The 26,960-nt window shown below is 42.8% G+C and carries 19 protein-coding genes and 1 pseudogene; 2 read left to right on the plus strand and 18 right to left on the minus strand.

Annotated features, from left to right (window positions below; genetic code table 11):
* Positions 1–137: 137 nt before the first annotated feature.
* The 7 genes and pseudogenes from IGI73_RS11775 to IGI73_RS11805 all read right to left on the minus strand — a co-directional run bounded on the left by IGI73_RS11775 (position 138) and on the right by IGI73_RS11805 (position 6,165).
* Positions 138–1,403 carry an extracellular solute-binding protein gene (locus IGI73_RS11775; RefSeq protein WP_317722779.1) on the minus strand — a complete coding sequence of 422 codons (1,266 nt, stop codon included), beginning with the start codon at positions 1,401–1,403 and terminating at the stop codon, positions 138–140.
* Positions 1,404–1,559: 156 nt separating this feature from the next.
* Entirely contained in the window at positions 1,560–2,507 is a 948-nt protein-coding gene (locus IGI73_RS11780) for a LacI family DNA-binding transcriptional regulator (RefSeq protein WP_005228774.1), read from the minus strand.
* A 185-nt stretch (positions 2,508–2,692) separates the two neighbouring features.
* Positions 2,693–3,250, minus strand: a complete 558-nt coding sequence (gene hpf, locus IGI73_RS11785) for a ribosome hibernation-promoting factor, HPF/YfiA family (protein ID WP_005231866.1) — start codon at positions 3,248–3,250, stop codon at positions 2,693–2,695.
* A gap of 137 nt (positions 3,251–3,387) precedes the next feature.
* On the minus strand, positions 3,388–4,071 hold the full coding sequence (locus IGI73_RS11790; protein WP_428206580.1) for a ComF family protein: 684 nt from the start codon (positions 4,069–4,071) through the stop codon (positions 3,388–3,390).
* Positions 4,061–5,372 (minus strand): annotated as a pseudogene (locus IGI73_RS11795) (DEAD/DEAH box helicase). The gene IGI73_RS11790 and the pseudogene IGI73_RS11795 overlap by 11 nt, the downstream one beginning before the upstream one ends.
* A gap of 106 nt (positions 5,373–5,478) precedes the next feature.
* Positions 5,479–5,799, minus strand: coding sequence for a PTS sugar transporter subunit IIB (locus tag IGI73_RS11800; protein WP_005228768.1), 321 nt, complete (start codon positions 5,797–5,799; stop codon positions 5,479–5,481).
* Between the two features lie 72 nt (positions 5,800–5,871).
* Entirely contained in the window at positions 5,872–6,165 is a 294-nt protein-coding gene (locus IGI73_RS11805; protein ID WP_010749784.1) for a DUF7662 domain-containing protein, read from the minus strand.
* 110 nt (positions 6,166–6,275) lie between these two features.
* Here IGI73_RS11805 and IGI73_RS11810 point away from each other — a divergent pair, with 110 nt between their 5' ends.
* Entirely contained in the window at positions 6,276–6,917 is a 642-nt protein-coding gene (locus IGI73_RS11810) for a YigZ family protein (protein ID WP_428206582.1), read from the plus strand.
* 193 nt (positions 6,918–7,110) lie between these two features.
* Here the strand turns inward: IGI73_RS11810 and IGI73_RS11815 are convergent, their stop codons facing one another.
* Entirely contained in the window at positions 7,111–7,818 is a 708-nt protein-coding gene (locus tag IGI73_RS11815) for a GntR family transcriptional regulator (protein ID WP_005228765.1), read from the minus strand.
* Between the two features lie 198 nt (positions 7,819–8,016).
* Positions 8,017–12,243 carry an acyl-CoA dehydratase activase-related protein gene (locus tag IGI73_RS11820; protein ID WP_438759228.1) on the minus strand — a complete coding sequence of 1,409 codons (4,227 nt, stop codon included), beginning with the start codon at positions 12,241–12,243 and terminating at the stop codon, positions 8,017–8,019.
* A gap of 174 nt (positions 12,244–12,417) precedes the next feature.
* On the opposite strand from IGI73_RS11820, the gene IGI73_RS11825 reads away from it, so the two are divergent.
* Positions 12,418–13,023: a TetR/AcrR family transcriptional regulator gene (locus IGI73_RS11825; RefSeq protein WP_086337982.1), complete on the plus strand. Its 606-nt coding sequence runs from the start codon at positions 12,418–12,420 to the stop codon at positions 13,021–13,023.
* Positions 13,024–13,159: 136 nt separating this feature from the next.
* Here IGI73_RS11825 and IGI73_RS11830 read toward each other — a convergent pair whose 3' ends face one another.
* The 9 genes from IGI73_RS11830 to IGI73_RS11870 all read right to left on the minus strand — a co-directional run bounded on the left by IGI73_RS11830 (position 13,160) and on the right by IGI73_RS11870 (position 26,933).
* Positions 13,160–14,188, minus strand: a complete 1,029-nt coding sequence (locus IGI73_RS11830; RefSeq protein WP_375817976.1) for a LacI family DNA-binding transcriptional regulator — start codon at positions 14,186–14,188, stop codon at positions 13,160–13,162.
* A gap of 208 nt (positions 14,189–14,396) precedes the next feature.
* Positions 14,397–15,320, minus strand: coding sequence for a carbohydrate ABC transporter permease (locus tag IGI73_RS11835; RefSeq protein ID WP_428206585.1), 924 nt, complete (start codon positions 15,318–15,320; stop codon positions 14,397–14,399).
* A gap of 37 nt (positions 15,321–15,357) precedes the next feature.
* Positions 15,358–16,221, minus strand: a complete 864-nt coding sequence (locus tag IGI73_RS11840) for a carbohydrate ABC transporter permease (protein ID WP_289229854.1) — start codon at positions 16,219–16,221, stop codon at positions 15,358–15,360.
* Positions 16,218–18,473 carry a DUF5696 domain-containing protein gene (locus IGI73_RS11845; RefSeq protein WP_428206586.1) on the minus strand — a complete coding sequence of 752 codons (2,256 nt, stop codon included), beginning with the start codon at positions 18,471–18,473 and terminating at the stop codon, positions 16,218–16,220. The genes IGI73_RS11840 and IGI73_RS11845 overlap by 4 nt, the downstream gene beginning before the upstream one ends.
* Complete coding sequence (locus IGI73_RS11850) at positions 18,470–20,485, minus strand: hypothetical protein (protein ID WP_438759229.1); 2,016 nt, start codon at positions 20,483–20,485, stop codon at positions 18,470–18,472. Before IGI73_RS11850 ends, IGI73_RS11845 begins: the two co-directional genes overlap by 4 nt.
* A gap of 1 nt (position 20,486) precedes the next feature.
* The gene (locus tag IGI73_RS11855) at positions 20,487–21,356 is read right to left on the minus strand and encodes a carbohydrate ABC transporter permease (protein WP_270289869.1); all 870 of its coding nucleotides are present in this window, start codon (positions 21,354–21,356) and stop codon (positions 20,487–20,489) included.
* 27 nt (positions 21,357–21,383) lie between these two features.
* Complete coding sequence (locus IGI73_RS11860; RefSeq protein ID WP_087627829.1) at positions 21,384–22,319, minus strand: carbohydrate ABC transporter permease; 936 nt, start codon at positions 22,317–22,319, stop codon at positions 21,384–21,386.
* Complete coding sequence (locus IGI73_RS11865; protein WP_428206588.1) at positions 22,303–25,317, minus strand: extracellular solute-binding protein; 3,015 nt, start codon at positions 25,315–25,317, stop codon at positions 22,303–22,305. The genes IGI73_RS11860 and IGI73_RS11865 overlap by 17 nt, the downstream gene beginning before the upstream one ends.
* 89 nt (positions 25,318–25,406) lie before the next feature.
* Positions 25,407–26,933, minus strand: a complete 1,527-nt coding sequence (locus IGI73_RS11870) for a carbohydrate ABC transporter substrate-binding protein (protein ID WP_428206589.1) — start codon at positions 26,931–26,933, stop codon at positions 25,407–25,409.
* Between the last annotated feature and the right edge of the window lie 27 nt (positions 26,934–26,960).

A 26,960-nucleotide genomic window follows, 5' to 3' on the forward strand; every position in this document is an offset into this window, starting at 1 on the left:
GTCTGCCAAGCGGCCGACGATCGATAGAAAACAGTCTCGTCAAGCAATTTCTTGCGTGCTACGTTGCAAGGAATCCTTTTGACAAACATCCTCTATAGAATCGTCGACATGAATGACAGACCGTAATCGGCTAATTATTAGTATTTCTGCTCAATCGCTTCTTCGATTGTTTTGGCAGCATTATCCGCTGCTTCTTGAGGAGTCATATTGCCTGAACCTGCATCAAACAGCATGTTTTCAGCCCCTACCCAAACCTCAGACATTTCAGGGATATTTGGCATTGGTTGTGAAACACTGTATTGCTCAATCACTGCTTTTGCTACTGGATCATCAGAAGCAGCGACTGTTTCTTGAGCCATAATGTTCGCTGGAATATCATGACGCATGTCATACAATTTCTCTTGATTGGCTTCGTTGGTCAAATACTCGACAAATTGTTGCGAAACGTCTTTGTTTTGTGAGTAGTTAGATACCACCCACGCTTTTCCGCCGCCAAATGTTTCATAGTCGTTGCCGTTGTTTAGCGTTGGGATTTTCGCTACTCCATAGTTGATGCCTGCTTCTTCAAAGCCGTTCACGCCCCATGGTCCATAAATGATAGCTGCTGTTTTGCCTTGATTGAAGTAATCCAACATCAAGTTTTCGTTGGCTGATACATCAAGCATTCCTTGCGGCCAGACATTTTGGAACCAATCAGTTGCATACGTGATTGCTTCAACAGAACCTTCATTGTTCAGCCCTAGATCAGATGGATCTGTTCCTTCATCACCAAAGACATACCCGCCATGCCCCGCTAATAGACCATACGTATAATAAAAGTCCGTCCAACGAGCTAAGAAACCAACATTGTCATCGCCTTCTGCAAAACGATCATCTTTTGCTAGTTCTTCTAAATCAGAAAAAGTTGCTGGTGCTTCATCGATCAAGTCTTTGTTGTAGAACATGACAACCGCTTCGATCATTGCTGGTGCGCCATAGATCTTATCATCGATGGTCACTTGTTGCTTGTCTGTATCGCTGTACCGTCCATCATCTGGCAAAGTCATTTCTGCCAAATGCCCTTGGGAGCCTACTTGACCCACACGGTCATAAGGAGACATCGTAACATCTGGGCCTTTCCCAGCAGGACCGTCTAGTTGAAGCGCATCCATTTGATCGAACATGTCCATTTCCACAACGTTGATGGTGACATCATTTTCAGATTCAAAGTCAGATTTCACTTCATTGATATAATCAATATAGTCTGCACCTACAGAGACCGTGATCGTTTTTTCATCGCTACCTGAACCTGCATCTGCATTACTACCATCGGTACTACCGCCGTTGCCGCCACACGCTGCAAGCGTTAACAACGCACTTCCTGAAACTAATCCTAGAGCTGCCTTTTTCCAATTCACTTTCATCCTGTTTACCTCCTGCAATTTGTAACTCTATTATGCAACCGGTTTCTTAAAATGGCAAACATTTTCTAAATGTTAGCGATAACAAAAATTGAAAAAGCCTTTAAATTAAGATATTGAGGAATTGAAAAGAAATTGCGCAACCATTTGCTTAATTTTTCACCTTGTGGATTCACGAACCACGAGTTGCGGTAAAAAGCGCTGTTGTCGCAGGCTCGTATCGTTCTGTTCAATTTTTTGAATCAGTAATTCACCACAAGCTTCGCCCATCTCAACAATGGCTTGCTTCATAGTCGTCAACTTGGGCGAGCTGACCTGATCCAGGAATACCCCATCGTAGCCGACAATCCCAAAATCCTTTGGTATCTGCGCGCCAATCGACTGCAAGCCTTGATTGATGCCTAGTGCCAAACGATCCGTCGCACAAATAAAACAAGTATTTTCCGCAAATTGCTCCTTCTGTGCTGTGATAAAGGTGCGGGCTGCGGAAGAACGGTTCTCAAAACGATGGATTTTTGGTGCTTGTCCTGTTTTTGTGACTGTATCTATGTACCCTTTTTCTCGGCTTTTCGTAAATGCTTCTTCCAACTCTAAACCAATATAGACCAAGTGTTGATAGCCAGTATCGAGGGCGTGTTTACAAGCAGAAACGATCCCTTGGTAGTTGTCACTATCAACAAAGCTGAATCCAGCTTCATTTTCACCAAATAGAACGACGGGTTTCTTTAAATTTTTTATCCAGTCCATATCCTTTTGGCGAAATCCCGTAATGATACAACCATCTGCTGGGCCACGATCCACCCCATCCGTCGTAACCAGCTGCAACGAATAATGCGCTTTGCCGATGGAACGAGCGATCCCCACTAATAAATTCATATAGTATGGCTCCGTCGTGTCCATCTCCTCTAAGATATACACTTTGATGATATGGGAACGCTTGGAAACTAATGATTTGGCAGCAATATTCGGTTGATAATCCAGTTCTAGCATTGCTTGATGAACGAGCTGCTTTAGCTCTTCGGTCACTTTATCTGGATGGTTGATCACTCGAGAAACGGTCATTGCGGAAACATTTGCTTTTTTGGCGACATCTGCTAACGTAGTCATGATTCACTCTCCCTGTATTATTTCATCTATAGTATAACACAATAAAACAAAAGAGAAACAAAGCCAACTTTTATATAGAAAGATTTCTTGCTTCATTCCAAAAGATAAAAAAACAGAGCAGCTTCTCAGCTACTCTGTCAAAAAAGACTTTTTTTTGGGGTGTCGCCAAAAGGATCCCACACGTGTTAATCCGTTTCGATCAACCCGTATTTACCATCTTTCCGACGATACACAATGCTCGTTCCATTCGTTTCCGCATCTTCAAAGATAAAGAAGTTGTGTCCAAGCATGTTCATTTGTAAAACAGCTTCTTCACTATCCATTGGTTTTAAAGACAAACGTTTTGTACGTACGATGTCTAAATCAGAACCATTGGTTTCTTCATCGTTTGCTTCAGTTGTGAACAAATCACCATCTGTTGGCGGAACCAACGCTGTCTCACGAGATTTGCGATTGATTTTTGTTTTGAATTTGCGGATTTGGCGTTCCAATTTGTCAACAACCAAATCGATACTAGCATATAGATCAGGTGAAGTTTCTTCCGCACGTAGAACTAGGAATGGTAAAGGAATCGTTACTTCTACTTTTGCAGTTTTTTCTGTATAAACTTTCAAATTAACGTGTGCTGTTGCTTCTGGCACATCATTAAAATAACGTTCTAATTTACCTACTTTTTTCTCGACGTAATCACGGATCGCTTCTGTTACCTCGATATTTTCGCCACGCACATTATATCTAAACATAAAAATTACCCCTTTCGTCTACCAGTAAAGAAGGAAAAGGACCACTCTTTTCTTCTTCTTAACTCTATTATATCGAACTCTTGGTCATTTGCCTAGTAAATCGAACAATTTTCTTTAAGCGTTTTCAAAATAACGTTTCAACGAGCAATAGAAAAAGAACGAATCGACTGGGGGCCAAAGGACTGCAGTGCTTCAGCTGCATGATATAACGTTCTACCGGTAGTATACACATCATCGATCAACAATAATTTTTTCCCTTTGATTTCACACGCTACATCTGGCTTCACTGCAAAGGGTTGCGCCTCTACTAATCGTTGCCTGCGAGAACGTTGTGCCTGTGGTGCGGTATCAACAACTTTCTCCAGTAACTCTTGAAATCTGACTCCGGCGGCTTCCAGCACAGCGGTGACTTGATTAAACCCTCGCTGTTGGTAACGCTCTGCCGATAGTGGGATGGGAATCAAACACTCATAGTCAAACCTGTTGAGTTTCTGTTTGATCACAGGCGCAAACGTCACCCGCAACTGATAGTTTCCCATCAGTTTGTATTCGTGAAGCCAATCCTTCATTCCTTGATCGTAAGCAAATAGCGCTCGGTGCTGCAATTGTATCATGGGACACGTTTCTTCCCAATAGAGACAATCGCTGCAGAACTCAGTTTCTTTTTTTCCACACGAAGGGCAGCAGGTTCGCCAATCGATCACTGAAAACTGTTGGGCACATTGCGGGCACAATTCATTTTCTGGGATACGCCAAGGAGCCAACACCTCAATGATCATTCGTTCTCTAGGAAAAGTCCTTTTACACCAACTACACACCATCGGTCAGCCAGCTTTTTGCCAATTGGTTCATTTCCTTGATTTCGTTGAGTGCTTTTCGGATCGCTTCCGTCATTTGGTCGTAGAAAAAAATGACCTCCCCTTCCGTATAGGCCCCTTTACGATCGACACGACCAGCAATTTGCACGAGCGCCGATTTTGTAAAGACTGGATGATTAGCACCCAATACGATGACTGAGACGTTTTCAAACGTCACCCCACGCTCTAAAATCATCGTTGTAAACAACACCTTGTAAATCTGTCGACGAGCAGACGCTACTTTTTCGCTCCGTTTTTGATCTTGCGACGAAACGCTAGTCAAAGACCATGACGTGCCTTGTCGGCGGACAGCCGCTTCTACTTCCTTCATCAGCGCAATGCTTGGACAAAACACCAAGACAAAGTTTTTTTGAAGCAGCCGCTGCAACTGCTGCAGCAATGGTCGCAGCCAACGTTTTCTGCGATAAGCCTGCGCCCAGTGACTATAATGAAACAGGTTTTGGAACGATCAATGGACGCTGATGAAACCGCAGCGGCATTCTCAAGACAGCGAATTTTCCACGAATTTCTTGCAGCAGTCGTTCTGAAGGCGTCGCACTTAAATAGATCAGACACCCGTTTTTGGCTAAGGCATTGTATAATCCGTAACGCAGCTGCGCATCGCCCTCGTAGGGAAATGCATCTACCTCATCCACCACGATCAGTTGAAAGCTCCGATAAAAATGCAGTAGCTGATGGGTGGTGGCAATAAGGATGTTTGTGTAGCGATACGGCTCTTCTGATTTTCCATAAAGGAGCAAGCTTTCCTCTTGTGGAAATGCTTGCTGAATCCGCGGAAACAATTCACGACAAACATCGATCCGAGGTGAGACGATCGCCACTCGACCACCTTCTTGCCGAACGTAGCGGATCGTTTCAAAGATCATTTCGGTCTTCCCTGAACCCGTGACCAACCAAACAAGCGAGGATCGCTTTTGTCGACAATTAGACACCAATTGCTGGGAAATTTTTTGCTGAAACTGCGTCAATGCTCCTGGCCAGACGATGTGGTGATCAATGGCTGGACTATCCGTAGGTTGAATCACCAGTCGCCCATTTGATGTGATCCGACCATAGCGAATACAGGTTGGACAATAATAGCTGCCTATCGGTAATTGCACCGACGGCTTGCGGTGGGAAGAACCGCATCGCTGACAAACGATTCTCTGCCCCTGCTCGAGCATTGCCGGTCGAGAATCAAAGGGTTTTCCTACATTCATTGTTTCATCTAAAACAAAAAATTGTCTTCCTTTTTGATTGGTCATAACATACACCTCAGTTTTAAGTACGCAAAAAAATCGGTTCAAGTACTTTTTGAAAAGTACTTGAACCGATTACAGGTTTCTTGTTTGCTTCAACAGCAGGTCTTGCTTATTCGCCGATCAATGTCAAAGCTTGATCTAAGACTTTTTCGCCGTTCATCATGCCGTAATCTGCCATGTTGATTACTTCTAAAGGAATTCCTTTTGGCGCTAGACGTTTCTCAAAATCGCCTTTCATGAAACGAACTTGTGGTCCTAATAATAAAACATTTACGTCTTTGCTTTCTAAATGTTGATCTGCTTCTGAAGCGGAAACTGCAAAAATATCTGCTTCTAATCCTTTTGCTTCAGCTGCTTTTTGCATTTTTGTTACTAATAAGCTTGTACTCATTCCTGCAGAACAAACTAACATAATTGTTTTTTTCGCCATATCGAACACTCCTTGAATTTTAAGAATAAGATAACATTTCCTATCTCTAGTATAGAACAAGTTTGAAATTTGTCAACGCTTTCTATCCAGCAGCCAGTTTGATTTTACTAAACGGTTAAAAACGACATACTCTTTTTTTAAATTGACGTGGACTACCTCATAGCCGGCATTCAGCCACGCATAGGCCCCGTTTTCAGGATGTCGGTAATCATTTGCCCACCAATCCGTACTCGTGCGGGCACTTTTGGGCAAGCCAGATGCTGGGAAAAGAAATTCATCAAACTGGGTAAAGGTTAACGTAATTTGTGAACCGCCGTTGTTTTTTAAATAGTGCGTGATCGTATCGTACTTTTTGCGTCTACCCAAAGCAACTGCCTCCTCTTTTTCAGGTCTGTGTTGGTGCCTTTTTCTTTCTTCTATTTGTAACTTTCCTTCCGATTGCCTATACTAGAAACATAAAGGAGGCGATCGTACGCGTGACTTATCGAACGATCCGACAAGATGGAGAAACGGAAATAGAAATCAAAAAATCGCGTTTCATCTGTTCGTTAAAACGAATCCAATCAGAAGATGAAGCCAAAGCGTTTATACAAGCCCTCAAAAAAGAACATTGGAAGGCGAATCATCATTGCAGCGCCTATGTATTGGGTGAAAACCATGAGATCCAACTCAGCAGTGATGATGGTGAACCTAGCGGCACCGCTGGAGTACCGATTTTAGAAGTATTGAAGAAAAATGACTTGATCAATATGGTCGCTGTCGTTACCCGCTACTTCGGTGGAACGAAACTTGGCGCTGGCGGATTGATCCGCGCTTATTCCAGTTCAGCTTCCGCTGGCATCAAGGCGGTGGGAATCGTCGAAGGCGTTTTGCATCAAGAGCTTGCATTGACCATTGATTATCCCCTTTTAGGTAAGCTGCAAAACTATTTAGAACTGCAGAACATCTACGTAAAAGACATTGCTTATACCGAGAAAATCGTTGTTACCTTAATGATTCCCGAAGCAACGCTTGCCGACCAAGAAGCCGCTTTGATTGATTTGTTGCAAGGGCAAGTGCAGCTAAACAAAGGCAAGACCGAATATGTAGAGCGCCTCATCGAGGAGCCAACCGAGTAACTATGCAGGACAAGCACCTGTCAGGTTTGCTCTTTTCCTCAAAGCACGGACTCTAATGCCGCTTGCTGCAGCGAATGCAGGAACGCCCAATCGTTGAAAAACCGAATTGACCGATGCGGAGCAACAGCACGTATGCTCGCAGTGTCCTTTCGGCTTTTTCGCGTCTTTTTTGTTTCCAGCCGTCTCAGGCAGCTTATTTTTCCATATAAAATTCGAAACGATTGCCGACATATTGGGTGCGCACATATTCAAATGGTTGCCCATCTTCAAATGAAGTGATTTGCCGCATACGTAAAATCGCATCGCCGCGTTTGATTTGTAAATAATCAGCAATTTGCTCGGAAGCGACCATAGCTGAGATCGTTTGCGAAGCGCCGCCGATTTTCCGCTGTCCTTTTTCTTCCAACACTTTATAGAGGGAAGAGATGATCTCCTCCTTGCTAAAGTCATGAATAAACTTTTCAGGGATACTCGCTACTTCAAAACAGATCGGCACATCATCCGCATACCGAATCCGCTCCATCCGTAAAATCGTTTCGTGTCCTTCTAATTGCAGCTTTTCCATCTCACTGGAGCTAGGTGCAGTCAAGAAATAAGCGACCGCTTTGCTGGAAGGCTTACGACCAAGAGAATTCATAATTTCGGTAAAACTCGTCGTGCCCGTCATTTTCTCTTGTACTTTTTGGCGAGCCACATAAGTGCCAGAACCGATTTTGCGCTCAAGAATCCCCTCATCCGCTAAGGTTTGGATCGCTTGCCGCAACGTCATGCGACTCACGCCGAATTGTTTTGACAACTCCCGTTCTGAAGGCAGACGATCCCCGATTTTGTATGTATTGTTTTCGATATTGGCTTTAATTTGATCATGAATCTGGATATAAACAGGTAATTTTTCCACCACTACACATTCCTCCGTTCCCCTCCTATTATAACTGGTATATACCTAAATAGCTAATAAAAAAAGCAAAAACTGCTCAGTTTTTCTCCATTTGTGCGAACTCTTTCCCCATTTTATAGGCAGAAAAAGAAGTTATCACAAATTGTCCAAACAAGAGCAGTCTCTTTGCTTTTAAATTGGTTCGGTCGCTGGCTTGAGAATTTATTCAGCCAACGCTTTATTGGCAGTTGCCATCAGCAAGCGAATGCGATTCAATTGATTGACGATCGAAACACCTGGATCGTAATCAATCGCTGCAATGTTCGCCTGTGGGTATTGACGACGTAATTCTTTCATAACACCTTTTCCTACTACATGGTTAGGCAGACAGCCAAATGGTTGCAGACAAATGATATTGTTGACATTATTTTCCAACAGATCAATCATCTCACCGGTCAAGAACCAACCTTCTCCCGTATGATTGCCGATGGAAACAATCTCGCTCGCTTGCTCGGCAAGCTGATGGATCGAATGAATGCCCTCAAAGCGCGTTGACGCCCGCAACGCTTTATCCATTGGTTTTTGGAGCCGTTCAATCGCCATGATCGCAAAATCAGCGATCATTTTGCTTTTCTTCGCCATCCCCAAATGCTCGTAGCGCCAAATTTGATTGTAGAGGGAATAATTCATGAAGCCGACAATATCTGGTACGACCGCTTCCGCTCCTTCTGCTTCTAACAGGCGAACGACATCATTATTGGCAGTCGGTGAATACTTCACTAAAATCTCTCCCACGACACCGACACGCGGCTTCTTGATATCTCTTATCGGCACTTGATCAAAGTCTTGAATGATTTTCTTCATATTGCGATTAAAGAGGCTGAAGGAGCCATTGCGGACATTTTTGGCAATTTTTTCCAGCCATTCTTGGTGGAACCGATCGACAGCCCCTGCTTCTTGCTCATATGGACGGGTGCGATAAACGACTCGTTCAAAGAGATCCCCGTATAAAAATGCCACCGCCAAGCGTTTCATCATCGGCAAGGTAAAGCGAAAGCCCGGATTTGATTCAACACCAGTATTCCCCATCGAAATAGATACCACCGGTACTTGCGGAAATCCTGCATCGTTCAATGCTTTACGTAACAAGGGAATATAGTTCGTTGCGCGACACCCACCGCCCGTCTGGGTCATCAGTACGCTGGTGTTTTCGACGTCATATTCCCCGCTTTGTAACGCTTCTACCAGCTGTCCAATGGAAATGATGGCCGGGTAGCAGGCATCGTTATTGACAAAGCGCAAACCGACATTGACTGCTTCTCGATCTTCACTGGGCAGACAGACCACTTGATACCCGGAAGCCTGCAAAGCGACATCTACTAATCCGCTTTGGTGGATGGGACTCAACATCGGCAATAAGAGCGTGTGCTGCTTGCGCATTTCTTTGGTAAAAATAATCTTTGCTGGTTCCTCGTATTGCTTTTTAGGAACAAAGTGCTGTTTATCCCGTTCGTTGACTGCTGCTTTCAAGGAACGCAACCGAATCCGAATCGCCCCAAGGTTTGCACCCTCATCGATTTTCAACACCGTATACAGCTTGCCATATTGCGCCATGATCTCTTCGACTTGATCGGTGGTCACTGCATCGATCCCGCAGCCGAAGGAGTTTAATTGAACCAATTCCAACTGCTTGTTTTTCGCCACCACTCGTGCAGCCGCATACAACCGTGAATGATAGACCCATTGATCCACGACCCGCAGATCGCCGACATTTGCTAAATGAGCAATACTGTCCTCGGTCAGTACATGAAAGCCTTCTTGGGTAATGACTTCCGCTATCCCATGGTTGATTTCAGGGTCCAAATGATACGGTCTTCCAGATAAAACGATCCCTTTTTGGTTGGTCGTCATCAGCATTCGCAGCGTTTCTTCTCCCCGTTGCGCAATATCTGCTTTGAACTGATCTAGTTCCTCGAAGCCGCTGCGCAGCGCTTGGGCAATTTCGTCTTCAGAAAAACCAAAATCTTGAAACGTCCCCATTAAGGTTTTGACCATTGAGGCTTCATCTGCCAGATTTAAAAATGGACAGCGGTAGTCAACCGCCCCTTCACGAATCGCATCGACGTTGTTACGAATCACTTCTGGATAGCTTTGTACGATTGGACAGTTAAAATGATTTTCAGCGGCAGTGTTCTCTACTCGCTCAAAAATGACTCCTGGATAAAAGATCAACGGTATGTTTTGATCGATCAGTGCTTGGATGTGTCCATGGGCTAGTTTGGCTGGGTAACAAACGGTATCGCTAGGAATCGTTTCGATCCCTTGCTCATATAGTTCTTTATTAGAACGCGGCGACAAGGTTACCCGAAACCCTAACTGGGTGAAAAAGGTATGCCATAGCGGATAATTTTCATAAAGATTCAACACTCTTGGTAAGCCGATTTCCCCATGGAGGGCATCTTTTTTACGCAAAGAACGGTACTTGAACAAGCGGCGGTATTTTTCATCCACGAGATTGACTTTGCGGTCTTCTTTTTTGATTTTGATCCGCGCACCACGTTCGCAGCGATTCCCCGTAATGAATTTTCGACCGTCCGAAAAGAGGGTCACGGTTAATAAACAATTGTTTTCGCAAAGACCGCAATTTGTAAATGCTTTTTCTGCTTGAAAATCGGCCATTTCTGCAGGAGACAACAACGTACTGACATCGTCGATCGCCGCTTCTTCTAACGCGATCAACGCCGCCCCATAAGCGCCCATCAAGCCAGCGATCGATGGTCGTACGACTTCACGGCCGCTGATCAATTCAAAGGCGCGCAGAACCGCTTCATTATAGAAAGTCCCTCCTTGGCAGACGATTTTCTCGCCAAGATCTTCGGGGCGCCGAACCTTGATCACTTTATAGATAGCATTCTTTATGACCGAGTAAGACAAGCCAGCCGAAATGTCGCCAACAGAGGCTCCTTCTTTTTGGACCTGTTTGACTTTTGAGTTCATAAAGACGGTACAACGCGAACCCAGGTCAACCGGCGCTTGGGCTTTTGTCGCTGCCAGCGCAAATTCTTTGACATCCTGATTCATAGATTTGGCAAAGGTCTCAATGAACGAGCCGCATCCTGACGAACAGGCTTCATTTAGCTGAATCGAAGAAAGTGCACCGTCTTTGACTGTCATCGCCTTCATGTCTTGCCCACCAATGTCCAAGATAAAATCAACCCCTGGCTGGAAATGTTCAGCAGCTTTGTAATGGGCCATCGTTTCGACTTCACCGATATCGACCTTCAGTGCATGTTTGATCAGATGCTCACCGTACCCTGTGATCGTTGACTTTGCGATGTAAACGTCAGAAGGCATCTGACGATAAAGCTCTTGTAAAACCGCCATCGTTGTCGCTAACGGCTCGCCTTCATTGTTGCCATAAAAAGAAAACAACAAATCCCCTGCATCATTGATCAAGACGACTTTCGTTGTCGTTGATCCAGCATCGATACCCAAATAAGCAGCACCTTTATGCTCCGACAAAGGTTTTTCTGCAGCAATCGCTTGGGCATGGCGGGCACGAAAAGCAGCCAGTTCTGCTTCGTCTTTGAATAAAGGATCTAGCGTATCTGTTGGCGCAAGTGTGCCGTCTTCTTCATTGGCTAAGCGGTCGCATAGTACAGAAAGCTGCTGCGCTTCTTCTGCATACAGTGCAGCCCCCATCGCCACAAACAGTTCTGGATTCTCGGGAAAAATGATATCTGCTTCTTGCAGGTTCAACGTATCGATAAATCGTTGACGCAATTCCGACATAAACGTCAGTGGACCGCCTAAGAAGGCTACCTTGCCTTTGATTTTACGACCAGCAGCTAAGCCAGCAATCGTTTGATTGACCACCGCTTGAAAAATACTCGCAGCAATGTCCGCTTTTGCCGCTCCTTCATTGATCAGCGGCTGCACATCAGTTTTGGCAAAGACCCCGCAGCGTGAGGCAATCGGATAAAGGGTTTGGTATCCCTTGGCTAGCTCATTGACCCCATTGGCATCCGTTTTCAATAAAACCGCCATCTGATCAATAAACGCACCGGTCCCACCGGCACAACTGCCATTCATCCGCTGCTCCAACGCACCTTCAAAAAAGGTGATCTTCGCATCTTCACCGCCTAATTCGATCGCCACATCCGTTTCTGGGATCACTGTCTCGACTGTTTTGGTACAAGCGATGACCTCTTGGACAAAAGGGATCCGCAAAACTTCTGCCAGCCCCATTCCGCCTGATCCGGTAATCGCCAGCGCAACTGGCTGATCTTGGATTACTGCTTGCGCTTCTTTAATAATTTTTTCCGCTGCCTTTTGGATGTCTGCATAGTGTCGTTCATACCTTGAAAAACACGTTTGATTGCGTTCATCTAACAGAACCATCTTGACCGTTGTTGAACCGACATCGATGCCCGCCTTATATTTTTTCATTTGTTGCCTCCATCTAAACAACACTTTGTTGATTATCTAACAAGCCGTTTGTTATAATACTTATGTTCATTGTAATTCTTTTAATTGATAATTCAACAAACAATTCCAACGAAGGTGTGGGATAAACAACAATTAGACGTTTTTTGTCGTTTATTTTGAAAGGAAATTCACAATATGAAAAAATTGGATTTACGTGTCAAACGAACCAATAAGTACATTATTGAAGCCTTTATTCGCTTAGTTGAAGAAAAAGGCTTCGAGCAAGTGACTGTCCAAAATATCGCAGACGAAGCCATGATCAACCGCGCGACCTTCTATGCCCATTACAAAGACAAGCAAGACTTGTATGAAAAAATATTTGACTTGGCCGTCGAATCTTTTACCTCGATCCTTGACTTTGAAGATTTCGTTCAAGGCAATCGAATCAAGATCCGTAAAATCGAAGCGGCCATGACCGAACTTTTTATACACATTCAAAAGAATCGCTCTTTTTATTTGACGATCATGGATGCCTCTGCCATTGAGATCATTCGTAAAAAACTGGGGCTGATTTTAACGGAACGGTATCAAGAGATCTTTTCAACCTTGAAGATCACAGAAGGCGATCTTGAAGTGCCCTTAGATTTCATCATTGATTATATGACCTCAATATTTGTTGGCACGCTGCATTGGTGGCTAACGGCAGAAACAACGATGCACGCCGACCATTTAGCAAAACTCGTCATCAAACTAGTGGCAAACGGTCACCTAACTGTCTTGGGGATTGAAATTGAGGAATAACTGCTAAAGAAAAGTTACCCATCACCATTCCCTTCACTGACTATCTCACTCGTGTAAAAAGCATTAAATCTTCCCTCGATAACATACACATGGTCTTTTCTTCCTCCACAGAAAAACCCGCCCTGATCATCAGCTCTCAGGGACGGGTTTCTTGTAATTTTTCACGGTTCTTTTTTACTGATTTACGTTCGATCAATTCGAAAGGGATGATCTCTGAGGTGATCGTTTTCCCATTAAGTACACAATTAAGCAGTTTCAAACAAGCCCGTTTTCCCATCTGATGAAAGGGCTGTGAAATGGTAGTCAGTGGCGGACTGACCATTGCGGCAATACGGGAATTATCATAACCAACGACTGAAAGATCATCTGGTACGACGATATGGTTTTCGTAACAAATGGAGATGATTCCCAATGCTGTTTCATCACTTGCACAAAAGACCGCTGTAATCGGTTCTTTTCTTTCCAAATACGCACTCATTGCTCGTCGCCCAGATTGAAAACCAAAGTACCCATACTCAATAAATTGTTCTTTAACGGGGATCTGATTCTTCTCTAAGGCATCAATATACCCCTTGATCCTCGGTACACTCGTATTCTCATCATCATAGCTTAATCCTGCCAGCCCAATATTCGCATGTCCCTGTTTGATCAAATAGTCAACCGCCGTATACGCTGCCAAATAATCATCCACTTTTATGGAAGGAATTTTGTTGTTTGTGTCCGTACTTGAGACGAGTACAATCGGGATATTCAAGCTTTCGATTGGTGCCAAATCGTACTTTGATAAAAAAATGGAAAACACAATAATGCCGTCCACTCTACGTTCAGCCATGAGATCCAAACTCTTCTGGAAGCCTTCTCCCCCGATCCCTGCATGGGTCACGATCACGCTAAATCCTCTTGCGTGTGCTTCTTCTTCAATTCCTTCAATGATTTTCACATAAAAAGAAGTATCAGAATTTGGCATAATGATTCCCACCGTCTTAGTTGTTTTAGTCACTAAACTGATGGCAGTCTCATTTTTGCGATATCCTAGCATTTTAACTGCCGAAAGGACTCGCTCTTCAACTTCTTTGCTATACCCGCCAATATTATTCAGTACTCTCGAAACAGTGGCAATCGAAACGCCTGTCTCTCGAGCAATATCTTTTATAGTCGCAGCCATCTCAAATCTCCTTTTGTGTGCTTTAGTATCCGTTGCTTCTGATCAAATGAAAAAGCTTGCTACTTTTATCTCATTAGCATTCATAGCCATTTATTTCTCTTCTATTCTAACAAATATTGAAGAAAAAACGATAGTTAGAAGAAGTAAAAACGTCCTCTAGCTATCGTCAAAGCAAGAATAAAAGGGAAAATAGAGCTACGATTACCGCTTATTCTCCCGTGATTCCTGACTTGTCGATACTTTCCACAAACCATTTCTGAACAAAAACATAGAAGAATATCAACGGAAAAATGCTCAAGATCGTTCCCGAATATGCCACTGCCTCCGTATAACTAAGATTTGGATTGGTTCCCGGATCGCCTAGGGTCGCCGTGTTATTGACGACATTGTTAAATTGACTCTCCAATGAATTGAGTAGCATAGGTGTGGTTTGAATATTTCCTTCAAGATAAAAAGAAGTCAACAACGTTTCATTCCAATACAACGCAAAAGCATAGATCCCGACAATTACAAATGCAGGTCTCACCATCGGTAAGGCAATCTTATAAAACGTCTTAAAGGCTCCCGCACCATCTAGAAAGGCGGCTTCTTCTAATGCCGTTGGAATCATTTTGAAAAACTGATAGAAGATCAAAATAAATAGAGCTGCTTGTTCCCCTTGCCCCATTAGAGCTGGGAAGATCAACGCACCCATATTTCCACTTAACCCAAACGTAGTAAAGAGTTGGTATCGCGGAATAAAAAACAATACTTTGGGTGCTAGATAGGTAAATAAAAGCAATGAAAAGATCAGAAATTTGAAGGGAACTTGAAAGCGAGCTAAGCCATACGCAATCAGAGCAGATGAGAGCATCAAGCACACGGTGGAGACCCCTGCAACCAGCACAGTAGTGAAATAACTCCCTGGCAGTCGCAACGCTCGCCAGGTCAGACGAAAATTTTCTAAATAAAATTCTGAAGGGATCCATTCGATCGAGTGATCTGCCAAATCTAAATTTGACATCAATCCAACCGTTATCATATTGATCAAGGGAAAGATAAAGACAAAACTCAGCACGATCAAGATTGCATATATGGCGATTTTCCCTAGTAAACCATTTGTAACATTCGTTCCCAGTATCATTATTTTCATTCTATGGGTATTTCCTCTTCGTCGTATCATCATGTTCTTAACCCGCCTTACTTTTCTTGCGCTCTTTTATGATCGTATACAAAATACCAATCATTAAAAATTGGAACAATGTGTACAATATAGCGATCGCTGATGCATAGCCTTCTCTTCTAGCCCCGTCATAAGTGGATTCTAATATAATGGAAACTATCGGATTTGCTTCGAAATTTGCTAAAAAAACGACTATAAACACGACAGCGACATTGATCAACGGAAAAATGATCGGTAAAGTGATTTTCCAAAAACTGACCCAAGAAGAGGCGCCGTCGATCGATGCAGCTTCATAGATACTCGGGTTGACATTTTGCAAGGATGCTAGAAAAATCAATACTGGAACTGCACAATACCATAGCAGTTGCGCAATCATTTCAAATAGTTCTGCAATCAGTAGAACAACCGCTTGTGAAGGAATAAAAAGTTCTAAAATATCGAGAATCACGAGATTCGCCACAATTCCTGTTCCACCATACTCACTGATCATGGTCATCAGTTTGCCGCTTAAGATGATAATAGGTAGAAAAAAGATCAGACGAAAGAACCAATTACCACGGATTTTTTGGTTCAATAGCATGGCGATAATCACGGATAAGGCGATGATCACGGGTACCTGAAATAAGGTAGCCACAAAAAAGTCTTGCAAGGCGATCACAAAGTCAATATCTTGAAACAAGATTCGGTCATAATTCTCCCAACCGACCCAATTATAACGCCAGCCTGAACGAATCCCGTAGGAGACGTTATGGAAGCTAAAGAAGATCGTTCGACTAAGCGGATAGGCGACTAACGTCAGAAACCCAATAATCCAAGGACTGACAAAAAGCACCCCTGTTAACTTCTTTTTCTTTTCCATGGATAATTTCATCGAACAACGACCCCCTTTCCTTCTACTGTGACTTCCCCTGTATCAAAGGTCGTTTCATTATAATTGATCGTTAGTGTCTTTTGATTGGCATAGGTTACTTGAACGACCCCCTCTGCTAAGCGTTGATGGCCGATCATCTCACTTCCTCTGACACCTGCCAAGGCTTCGTTCATTGCCTCATAATAAAAGGTGATTCGTTCTGCTAAATACTCATATTCAGAAACAGTGATTGCACTCGCACCGGTACCTTTCATTTTGTATGCTGGTTCCCCCGTCAAGACGAATGCAGGATAAACACCAAATTCGATCAGTCGCAAAAGGGTATCTTGGTCATGGGAAACACTATTCAGATAGGTGGCATACATCTCAACTTGTCCACTTAAAATCAGTTGCAACAATGGAATCGTTTCATCAATAAAAACAAACCCTGAAGAATAGATAGGCGTATCATAATAATCATCGAGGTAAGGGAAAAGATACGCATTTGGTCGATACATATTCGCTGCTACCTCAGCTTCCTCCAATCGCTCAAGCAACTGTTTGACACTTGTCATCGTCACCAGGCTGCTATGGATCTGACGGTCTTCAAAAAAAGTAAACAAATTGTGATCGAATCCAGCCAAAGCCAGACTCACGCCCTCAAGCTCAGCGAGTGTCGTTAAGTCCTTCTCTAATGATGAAGCATAGGAGTAAGGACTATTCATATAATTGAGGGTTGCCTTTTCTGGATCAAAAAACTGAAAATCGTTCCTATTTAATTTATACGTTTGCTGATTGCTTGCATTATGATAAGATTTCGTATAATCCACATAAAAGTTAAAAGCGATCTCATGCTCATCAAAGGTTGCCAACAGCGCTTGAAAGTCTTGGTTATTCTTTAGGTCTTTTTGCGGGCCAATGCCATATGCCCAGCGATCTTGTAAAAACGATTTAGCAGTGACCGTTAACTGATCGATGCCACTTTCTAGTAATTGCTCTGTGATTGCTTGTGCTTGCAGATGATCTGTCAGCGCTACCTCCTCAATCCCCAAATTTCCCAGCTTTACTTCATTCATTAAGAAATCAATTTTCACAGGCATCGATTGAACAGGTGTCGCTTTTTCTTTGGTCTCTCCAACCTGTTCAATAAAGCTTCGATAACTTTTTGCCAGACCAACATAATTCGCCTCATCTTCTCGCAAGAAAACATAGCGTTGCACGACATCAAAATCATTGGGAAGTTCTTGAAAGCCTAAGATATGTTGATCTTCATTGATCCGACTTTGAAATTGTGAATAAGCGGTACGATAGGTATAAGTAAAATAGGATTGATAAAAATGCGTATCTGTATTTTTGGGTCGATAGTTATACGTGGCATAGCTTTCTCCGTTTTCAGAAATAACTAACACGCCAGCGGTGTTCTCTTCTTTAATCACTCCATAGATCGGTAACGTCAAAAGCTCAATTGGCTTTGACGGGTAGGCACCTCCTCGAGGATTGTCTTCATACCCCTGATCTAAGCCATAAACAGGGGCAGAATACCCGACCAGAGATCTTGGGGTCTCATCTAGGCGAATGATTGCCCCTGGACCATCGGGTACAACTAGATACCCTGTTTCTTCACCTTCTGTACTAGCGAAAAATGGATACAAGATCAGTTGATTCAGTGAAATATTATTGTTTCCTGGCTGCCAGAGATGCTCATTGTACTCCTCAACACTTTCCTTGGGAATATGAACAAGAAGATCACCACCTTGAATACTGACCCTCAATTCAAAACGAATCTTTTGTGAAGTAAAATCAATACTGGCAACAAAACCACTCTCGTGAAACTGGTATTCTTTCGTGACACCCGAATCCATGAGTGTCCGTCGTCCTGGTGTTGCGCGATCATACGTAACGATTGAAACACCAGACTTGATATAATTGACGATTTCTTGACTATATTGCATCTCAACATAATCTGCTTGATAGTCATAGGAAGTCCATTGCTCGCCGTTCACCTTGTCAAAGACGATGATAGCCGCCGTCTCTTCTTCGACATACAACATCAGTTGCTCATTTTCAGCTACTAACCGAAAAGAAGCTGGAATTTCAGACGGTACATCATAGCTTTCCTCAGAAGCTTTTGCTGCTGTGTTAACTGTCACTGCCTGAAAATCGTTCATTATCGGCTCGATTCTGGGCTTTTCTTCTTTCGGACTGATCAGCCAAACAACCAGGAAAGCAATTACTGGTAAAATTAGTATATAAGTCAGCCATTTTTTATTCATCGGGCACTCACCTCAGTTATCACATCTAGAATAAAGTTGACAAGCTGGCTACCTAATGTGTACAGGACAAAGACACATAGCCCAATAATCAACATGGTAAAAATACTTTTAAAGATGATCGAAAACGTCTCGCCTACGTCATAGTTGTGAAGATCTTTGATCACAAAAAATTGTAGAAATAAGATCCAAAGTCCTGTAACTGCTTGTGGAAGGTAGAAAAAGACACTTTGTTCTAAGGTAAGACCATTACTCAAAAGAATAACGACTGGAAAAACAAATAATAGTGGTGTCATCGCATAAGCAGTTCCATTTACACTTTGGATAAATGTACCTTCCCCATCATTGATCGAGCAAATCAAATAATTTGATACTACCCATAATAAGACTATAAAAATGAGGAGTGCTAGTTCATATAATAGATATTGATTGTTTGCTACAAAAATTACATTTGTCCATTGATGATAGCTCAGAAACAAAACAATATAGAGAAAAAAGAGAATCATAGAGAAAAACACTGATACCCGATTGCGACGTTTGATCGTATAGATTCCATCAAAAATCGCTTGATGAAACTCAAAAATAAACAAGAAATTATCGACAAGTTTGTACTTTTTCACCCATTGAAGTTTATGGCTTAACGAAAGAGAACGGCGACTAAATTTCTTTAACAATCGCCATATGCTCCATAAGAGAAAGCCAATCATCATCAGGACAAACAAGGTATTTAAATTGGCACTCAGCCAATCTTGCCGAATTTCCCAAAAAGCCGCCGATATTCCAGGGGTAAACTCAGCACTCATAAATTCCTGGTAAGCTGACTGAGCGTCACCTTCTCGTAAATAGGCATTGCCTAATCCAATCCGTGCGTTATCGAAAACGGAATTATAATTCAAGGTATACGCCCAAAGCTCTTGGCTCACTCGGTATTCCCCTTGCTGATAACTACTCATGGCTTGATGAACCGCTTCTGTAAAACGAGTACGTTCATACTTTACCAAGGAAGATGCTCCTTGATCGACGATGATCAGTTCATTGTCTGAGGTGGCTGCGATACTCGTAGGACGACTTAAAATCCCGAAACGACTAGAGATCACATCATTGCCTCCAAACACGAAGAGCAACTGTCCTTGCGCATCATATTCATAGATCCAACCATCTGAGGAAACGGCATAGACGCTGTCTTGTTGACCGACCCAAATACTTTCCATATTAAATTCCCCCAACAGATCATCCGGAAAATAATTGGGTCCTGCGACATTAAACTTTTTTATCGCTCCCGCTGCCAATGAAGAAGTCACCGTATAAACAAATCCTTTTTGATCGATACTCACATCAGCGATAATATTTGGAAAAACAGTTTCCATTGCTTGTTGCTGCGTTTCTGTTAAAAAGAAAGAACGAATCTGATCTAACAGTGGAACATTTAAAGGGTTGGCACCAAAGAAGGTAACGAACTCTCCAGCGCGATTCAGCATGATCAAGCCGTTGCTTGATTCAGAGCCTCGAATATAGAGGTTTCCTCGCATGTCGACCGCTAGATGCGTCGGTAAGAAAGGGTAACCTTCATTGAATACGGGTGCGTCTGGCGTACCGATTTCTTGTAAGAATTCATGCGTCTCTTTGTCATATAAAAAGATTTTATTTTGGCTCGTATCTACTGCGTAAATAATCTCATCTGTGACGAAGGTACTTTGCACTTCAACCAATTCTTCGCTAGCTAAAGTTCCTTGATAAGACAGTTCTTTATCAAGAATGATGACTTGATTCAGCCCTGTATCAGAAATGTACACATTGTCTTCGCGATCAACGAAAACATGATTAGGTTCGACAAAGGATCGCCCATCAAAGGTGGTGATTTCTTTTGCAGGTGTATAGGCCGTTTGCGTCCGTAGAAAGTAATTTTCACTATCTGTAGTGAAGGTGAAATAGGGTACTTCTTGGGCAAGAACTGATTCCGGTACTAAAGTTGCCAAGAGCAGCGCCAATAAAATAAGCATCGTCTTCTTTTTCATATCACTTGATCCCCGTATGCGCCATCGAATTCATGACTTTATTTTGCAAAATGATAAACAATAACAAATTCGGTACAAACATGATGAGTCCCCCGACCGCTTCCACTCCTGCACTAGCGACAACATTTCCAGTTTGTGAAGAAAGAGTCGACATGTAAAAAGGAAGCGTTCGGATGGCCTCACTATCCATAAAAATAGCGGAAGCTTCTACATTGCCCCACACCGACTGAAACGTCAGTAATGAAACCGTGATCAGCGCGGGCTTGATCATCGGCATGATGATACTCCAATAAATTCGAGCAAAGCTTGCCCCATCCATTTTGGCCGCTTCAATCAAGGAATCTGGGATTTGGTCAATAAACTGCTTCAATAAAAACAAACCGACAGGCATTGCTAACATTGGAATAATGTGTGCCCAAATCGAATTGTAAAGTCCTAATTGAACAATGATCAAAAACCGCGGGATCGCCACCGCAACAGGCACAAACATAAGCGCCAAAGTATTGATTTTGTTAAAGGTCTTCTTGCCTTTAAAATGCAGCTTAGATAGTGCAAAGGCAGCGGAGGAGCTGATCAACAACGTCAAGACAATCAACGTGAACGCTACGAATAAACTATTGAACAAATAACGGCTCATTGGGATACCGGATTGATTGGAAAAATTGGTCAAGAGCTGAAAATTTTCTAATGTAGGCTGCCGAACAAAAAAAGTCGGCGGATAAGCAAATAACTCGGTAAATGGTTTAAATGCATGATTAATTATAAAGATCACTGGTAACCCCATGATCAGTGAAACGAAGATCAAAAGTACGTGGATCTTCGTTTGGTCTTTATGAAATCGTTGTGGATTCACTTTAACGGGACTCGACATCTTTTCACCACTCTCTAGATAATAATTTTAGTTTTCACTAAACAGCTTATAGCTGACACGATTAAATAGGACCACAATAAGTAGTAGCACAACTGTGACGGCTGACGCATAGCCTAACTCATACCGTGTAAAGCCAAAGTCTTGCGCATGATCAACGATCAACCAACCGGAATATTGCGGAGGTGGATTTCCACCACTCAAAGCCGCCGCCAATCCGGCTGTGTTAAACGTGCCAACGATGGCCATGACTGCCCCAAACAACATTTGAGGTTTCATAGAAGGAATTGTAATAAAGAAAACTTCTTGCCATCTATTTTTCACACCATCAATACTTCCTGCTTCATAAAGTGAACGATCGATGTTCAATAGACCACCTAACATGGCTAAAAAGCCGACTCCCATGCTACTCCAAATCCCGATAAAAATCATAATGACAAATAAAATCGTAGGCTGCTGTAAAAACTGAATCGGTTCTCGAACGATCCCCCATTCTAAAAGCCAATGATTCAAGTAGCCAGTCTCATCGCCACTGAATAAAACGCGCCAAACCGTCCCCATCATAATAGAGCCCGTAATTGAAGGCGAGTAAATGATCACCGTATATATGGTTCGCATCCGATGCGTGACTTGCGAGATATTCCACGCGAGGAAAAAAGCCAACATATAGCCTACTGGACCGACGATCACCCCATACAAGATCGTATTCATCAGTGCATTTTGCAAGAAGATCGTATCCCCCATGATCAAATCAATATAGTTTTGAAAACCAATAAATTCTGGAAATTGAACGGTATTGAAATAGGTGAAGGATAAAATAAAAGCGACTAAAACAGGCAATAAAATCAGTAAACCGAATAATAGTGCATAAGGCGAAAGAAAGAGAAACGATGAATTCAACAGACGATCTAGCCAGCGATGCTCTTTTTTCGTTGTCTTTTGACTTGATTTAGTTATCCCCATCATGACTTGGTATCCACCTTTCAATTGTTTCTAATACGGGGACATTAAAAGGTCGGACCAAGACATCTTCTTGGATATACCCAAATTCCCTCAATTTTCTTTCCAACTCTTTATCGATAATCCCGACGGCATGATCAATGGCGATTCGTGGATTTTCCCCATCTAAAACTACTTTGTTCCAAGCATTGCTTAGCTCTCTTTCAACAATATAATCTCCAGGAACTCTGCCTGTGGTTTGAATCCATTGCCATTGGTCTAAAATCACTTGCTTTGATTCTTGCGGCCAAGCGCTTGCTTTGAACCCTTCTAGATTAGCGGGCAGATAAAGGAATTGGTGCCCCAAGGTCGCCTGCAGATCATAGGAGAACGTCGCCTGTGTTTCGCTACTGTTCCACCATTGTAAGAATGACCAGCTTTCTGCTTTTTTCTCACTATCGCTAAAAATGATCGATGCAGAACCATAGGTAGGGTCCCAGCGCTCGATTTCTCCCTCTGCATTTTCTATACCAGGAATTGGGATCATCCCCCATTGTCCAGCGATTTCAGGTGCTGCGTGTTTTAATTGCACATACAGGTTCGCATCACCGATCCCAATCGGCGTTTTCCCATCACGAAAGCTCTGATAAAATTGTGCAGTAGTCAAGGGCATATTGTAGACCGTAAATAGACTAGTCATAAAATCAAACGCTTCATAGGCACCGCCTAAATGAATCTCCGTTTGACTCCCTGTGTCATCAAACAGTCTGCCGCCGTACTGATAAATAAAAGGTGTCGTCGTGTCGAAACCTTTATGTGAGCTATCTGATCCTAAAGGAATATAGATATTCATATCGTATCTTTGCAACAAAGGAATGATACTGATCATTTCTTCCCAAGTTTGTGGCGGCTCTTCTCCGATCATCTCCAATAGGTCCTTGCGATAATATAGCAGTTTGACTGTTTGCGTTTCTGGAATCGCATAGACGCCTTCATCATAGATGTATTGCGTAAAGGAATTCGGATTGTAATCAGCAGTAAGCTGGTCAAATCCCTCCAATGCACTAAGATCCTCGATGATCCCTCGCAACCCCAGCTCAAACGGCATCCCATGACTGACACTGAGAGCAGCATCTGGTACACTTCCTGCAGCATTATTTAAAATGATTCGTTGTTCATCTGGTAACAAAGATAAGTTCACTTGGATTCCTGTTTTTGGTGTGAATTCTTCATCAACCAGTCGCTGGATGATCTCCAAGTTCAATCGTGATTGATTGACCCAGACCTCAATTGCTTCTCCCTCAGTTTCATTGACTTGCCTATATCTTGGATTGATGAAGGTATAAATAAATGCCTTAACTCCTTCGAAGGCTGTAGTAAAGATCCCAGCTCGTTCCCTTGGTAATTCCGCATTGGCATCGTGGATGAAAATGCGATCCATTGATAACGGACTAGTGATCAATGTTGGCAGAACAGATTGAATCCTTCCGTATGCGGAAGAATACCCTTGATTAAAACGGGTCAAATAATGTGGCAATGTATCAGGCTGTTCATAGAAACTCTCTACCATTGAGATAGCCACGGCTAATTCAGTTAAAATGGGCAATTTTTCGTTGCCAAATAAATCGATAAGCACTTCTTTTTGTGTTTCTAATCCCTCTAGGATCTCTGCTAATGAAGCTTTGAGTTCTGGAAAATAAGTTTCGATCCGCCAGTCTCTTTGACGATCGACCAAACCACCCGTCAAGCGCACGACTTCTGCACCAATGGCATCCATTTTTCCAAGTAATGCAAGCAATTCATGATAGGGTGCTGCTACTAACGTGCTATCAATCGTAAGAGACATCGTGTGCTGTCCCTCTTCTAAATAAAAAACATACGCGTTCCCCTCAGTATCACTTAGGGTTTCATGCGTCCACTTATTTGCGTAATCAAAAGTGTAGGTACTCATTTCCTCAAATGGAACTTCGCCATTCAACTCGATTCGTCTTCTAGCAGGCATACCGTTATTCATATTTTGTAAATACTTGAAGGTGATCTGATAAAAACCACTCTCTTCTACATCAAAAAGATACGTCACCTGGTCTCCGGGTTCTGAAAAAGAAGCACCATCTAATACATTTAATAATCGAGTTTGATAGTCATAAGGGCTCAATGCTGGGTTTCGGAGATATTGCCCACGAATACTTCTGCGACTTTTTGTCAAAGGCGCTTCCGTCTCGATCGTCAACAATTGTTGTTCATTTTGACTTGATGTTCCTTCATGCAACGCAAGATATTCTTCGTACGAGGGAATCGATTGTTGCGTATTTTTGATAATGATATCTCCTAGCAAAAGAACCCCTTCATTTACCTCAAAAGAAAAGGTATTCGCGCCTTGCTCAAGTTCAAACTTCAATGGTTCTGCAAAAAAATGATTTGGGTCTTTCAATGGTTGTTGCGCCCACTCCCCAGCTAGTTCTGATCGTGCTTGAAGCTGATCGCCATAACGGTCAAATTGAATAGCGGCTTCATCATTTGTTTGCTGCCATTGTAGCGGCAACGTCAATGCATTCATCTCATTAAATTGACTGGTGTCGTTGATTCTCAATGACAATTCTGGATTTAAAAATGTTTGCTCATCTACACGATAATCCATCCACACTTCATACAAACCACTGACTGGCACATTGATGTCAAACACTATTTTGTCCCCAGCTTGAATACTGGTGACATGCCCCTCATAGTTTTTACTCTGAGAAAGAGGAATTAATTCGCCACCTGTGCGTTCTGGCGCTTGATTGGTCACTTCCTCAAGGGGAATCTCAAGCCCTTCTTTCGCTCGCCTCATCGCAATCGCATAATAGTGGTCCGCTTCATAGGAGAAAGCCATTACTTCTTCAGTAGCCCTTACTTCATTCCCCTGTGCTTCTTGCTCCCCTCCACTATCGTTTTGGGAAGAAAGAGCTGCTGCGAATACAATCGCAATCGTTACTACGATCGACCAGGCGATTTTGACCGTCCTTCTATTTTTCTTCTTCGTCATAGCATCCCAACCTATCACTCATTTTTTGATGCAAGGAAACCTTGTTATGGTTCCAATGACCATAACAAGGTAGGTATTGACTATAGTGATCATCGATTGTATTGTCGTAAGTATTCTTCGATCTGTTCATTGATTCTGCGATCCCATTCGCTTGCAATGTCACTGTAGCGAACACCTTCATCTTTGATTTGGTGCATGATTTCCCAAGGATCGACATCCCCTTGAACATTAGAGAATCCAGGCATCTGTCTTGGGTAAGCCACTGGATTTGAAAGCTGTTGTTGGAATGCTTCTTCTTTAAAGGCAGAAAAATTGTAGTTTGCTAATCCGCTCTCTTCATCGAAGCCTTTTACCAGTGGATGATTTGCTAGTACCGTTGGATTGGTCGTGATTGGCCATCCTTGAATAAAGTCCATCAAGCGATCTTCTGCTCGTAGTGGTGCATCTTCTGGAAGACCTGTATATTCATCGATCAATGCCCATCTGGACAGCAATCCTTCCTCACCATAAGTCAACCACTTCAATAGCTCAAATGCCGCCTGCGCCTTGACAGGATCATCTTCTAACTGACTAGAGATACTGAAGGTATCATAGTAACCTGGAATATAGGTTTCACCACGAGGAGCAGTAGGCATTGGGTAAATATCGATCTCCATATCCCGCGTTTCGATCAATTCAGAAACATCGCCACTTAACGCCCATAACCAGCCACTATCTAACACTTGCAAGCCATCACCAAACGCCCAACTCAAGTTGCCAACTTTTGCTACTCTTTCCTCTTCGCTCAGATCATAAAAATGCAACCCTTCGATTGCCTCGCGGGCAAATCGCTCATAATATTCACCAAAATTAGTTGCACTAGCTAAGTCCCAGCGTTCTGTTTCAATATTGAATCCTTTCCAGCCATTGGGAATATCATCAAAGTAATTTGGACCTATTTCACCAAATCCGACAACACCTGGAAAGATTGGGCTATTTGGTGTTAGAACTGCAATTTCACTTCGAAGATTTTCGTACTCCTCATAACTCCAGTTGTAGTCTGGAATCGCAATGTTGTTTTCTCTTAGGAGCCGTGTATTGACTAACACATATTGAGAAACAGACTGCCACGCCAAGCCATAGATTTCTTCTCCGTCATGGGTACGTAAAAACTCCATTGCGTTCTCAGAGATCCATTGCGCTTCATCATCTGCTTCTAAATAAGGGGTTAAATCAAGCGTAAATTCACGATCGTAAACTTCAGCAGACATCGGCGAAAAATAAATGTCAGGTAAGTCATTGTCTTGTGCACGGGCATTCAGCATTTCCAATTGTTCAAAGTTTCCATTTTCACCATTGGCAAATTGCGCATCACGAATAACATTGACGTTCGGATACTTCTCCATAAATTTCTCGATATTTAACCACATTGGATTTTCGCTATTTTCTTCCCCATAATAGCGGCTGGCAAAAACCAGATCGATCTCTTCTTCTTGCCAGGCAGGAGTCCCTTCTTCCCCTTGTGTTGCATGATTTCCAGAACCAATGGTTTCTTGATCATCCGAGTTACTACACGCTCCCAAAATAAATACGCTGGAGAACAAACAGACCGACTTTACTATTTTGCTATTTTTCATACAAAACACTCCTCAATTTTATTTTGT

Origin of the sequence: Enterococcus sp. DIV0755f, assembly GCF_051713725.1 — a bacterium.
Lineage (GTDB): Bacteria > Bacillota > Bacilli > Lactobacillales > Enterococcaceae > Enterococcus_D > Enterococcus_D casseliflavus.

Bases quoted from the DNA above. Each gene is read 5' to 3' on its own strand.
- IGI73_RS11775 (WP_317722779.1), bottom strand. From the start codon at position 1,403: ATGAAAGTGAATTGGAAAAAGGCAGCTCTAGGATTAGTTTCAGGAAGT.
- IGI73_RS11780 (WP_005228774.1), bottom strand. From the start codon at position 2,507: ATGACTACGTTAGCAGATGTCGCCAAAAAAGCAAATGTTTCCGCAATG.
- hpf (WP_005231866.1), bottom strand. From the start codon at position 3,250: ATGTTTAGATATAATGTGCGTGGCGAAAATATCGAGGTAACAGAAGCG.
- IGI73_RS11790 (WP_428206580.1), bottom strand. From the start codon at position 4,071: ATGGTGTGTAGTTGGTGTAAAAGGACTTTTCCTAGAGAACGAATGATC.
- IGI73_RS11800 (WP_005228768.1), bottom strand. From the start codon at position 5,799: ATGGCGAAAAAAACAATTATGTTAGTTTGTTCTGCAGGAATGAGTACA.
- IGI73_RS11820 (WP_438759228.1), bottom strand. From the start codon at position 12,243: ATGAAAAAATATAAGGCGGGCATCGATGTCGGTTCAACAACGGTCAAG.
- IGI73_RS11825 (WP_086337982.1), top strand. From the start codon at position 12,418: ATGAAAAAATTGGATTTACGTGTCAAACGAACCAATAAGTACATTATT.
- IGI73_RS11830 (WP_375817976.1), bottom strand. From the start codon at position 14,188: ATGGCTGCGACTATAAAAGATATTGCTCGAGAGACAGGCGTTTCGATT.
- IGI73_RS11835 (WP_428206585.1), bottom strand. From the start codon at position 15,320: ATGAAAATAATGATACTGGGAACGAATGTTACAAATGGTTTACTAGGG.
- IGI73_RS11840 (WP_289229854.1), bottom strand. From the start codon at position 16,221: ATGAAATTATCCATGGAAAAGAAAAAGAAGTTAACAGGGGTGCTTTTT.
- IGI73_RS11845 (WP_428206586.1), bottom strand. From the start codon at position 18,473: ATGAATAAAAAATGGCTGACTTATATACTAATTTTACCAGTAATTGCT.
- IGI73_RS11850 (WP_438759229.1), bottom strand. From the start codon at position 20,485: ATGAAAAAGAAGACGATGCTTATTTTATTGGCGCTGCTCTTGGCAACT.
- IGI73_RS11855 (WP_270289869.1), bottom strand. From the start codon at position 21,356: ATGTCGAGTCCCGTTAAAGTGAATCCACAACGATTTCATAAAGACCAA.
- IGI73_RS11860 (WP_087627829.1), bottom strand. From the start codon at position 22,319: ATGATGGGGATAACTAAATCAAGTCAAAAGACAACGAAAAAAGAGCAT.
- IGI73_RS11865 (WP_428206588.1), bottom strand. From the start codon at position 25,317: ATGACGAAGAAGAAAAATAGAAGGACGGTCAAAATCGCCTGGTCGATC.
- IGI73_RS11870 (WP_428206589.1), bottom strand. From the start codon at position 26,933: ATGAAAAATAGCAAAATAGTAAAGTCGGTCTGTTTGTTCTCCAGCGTA.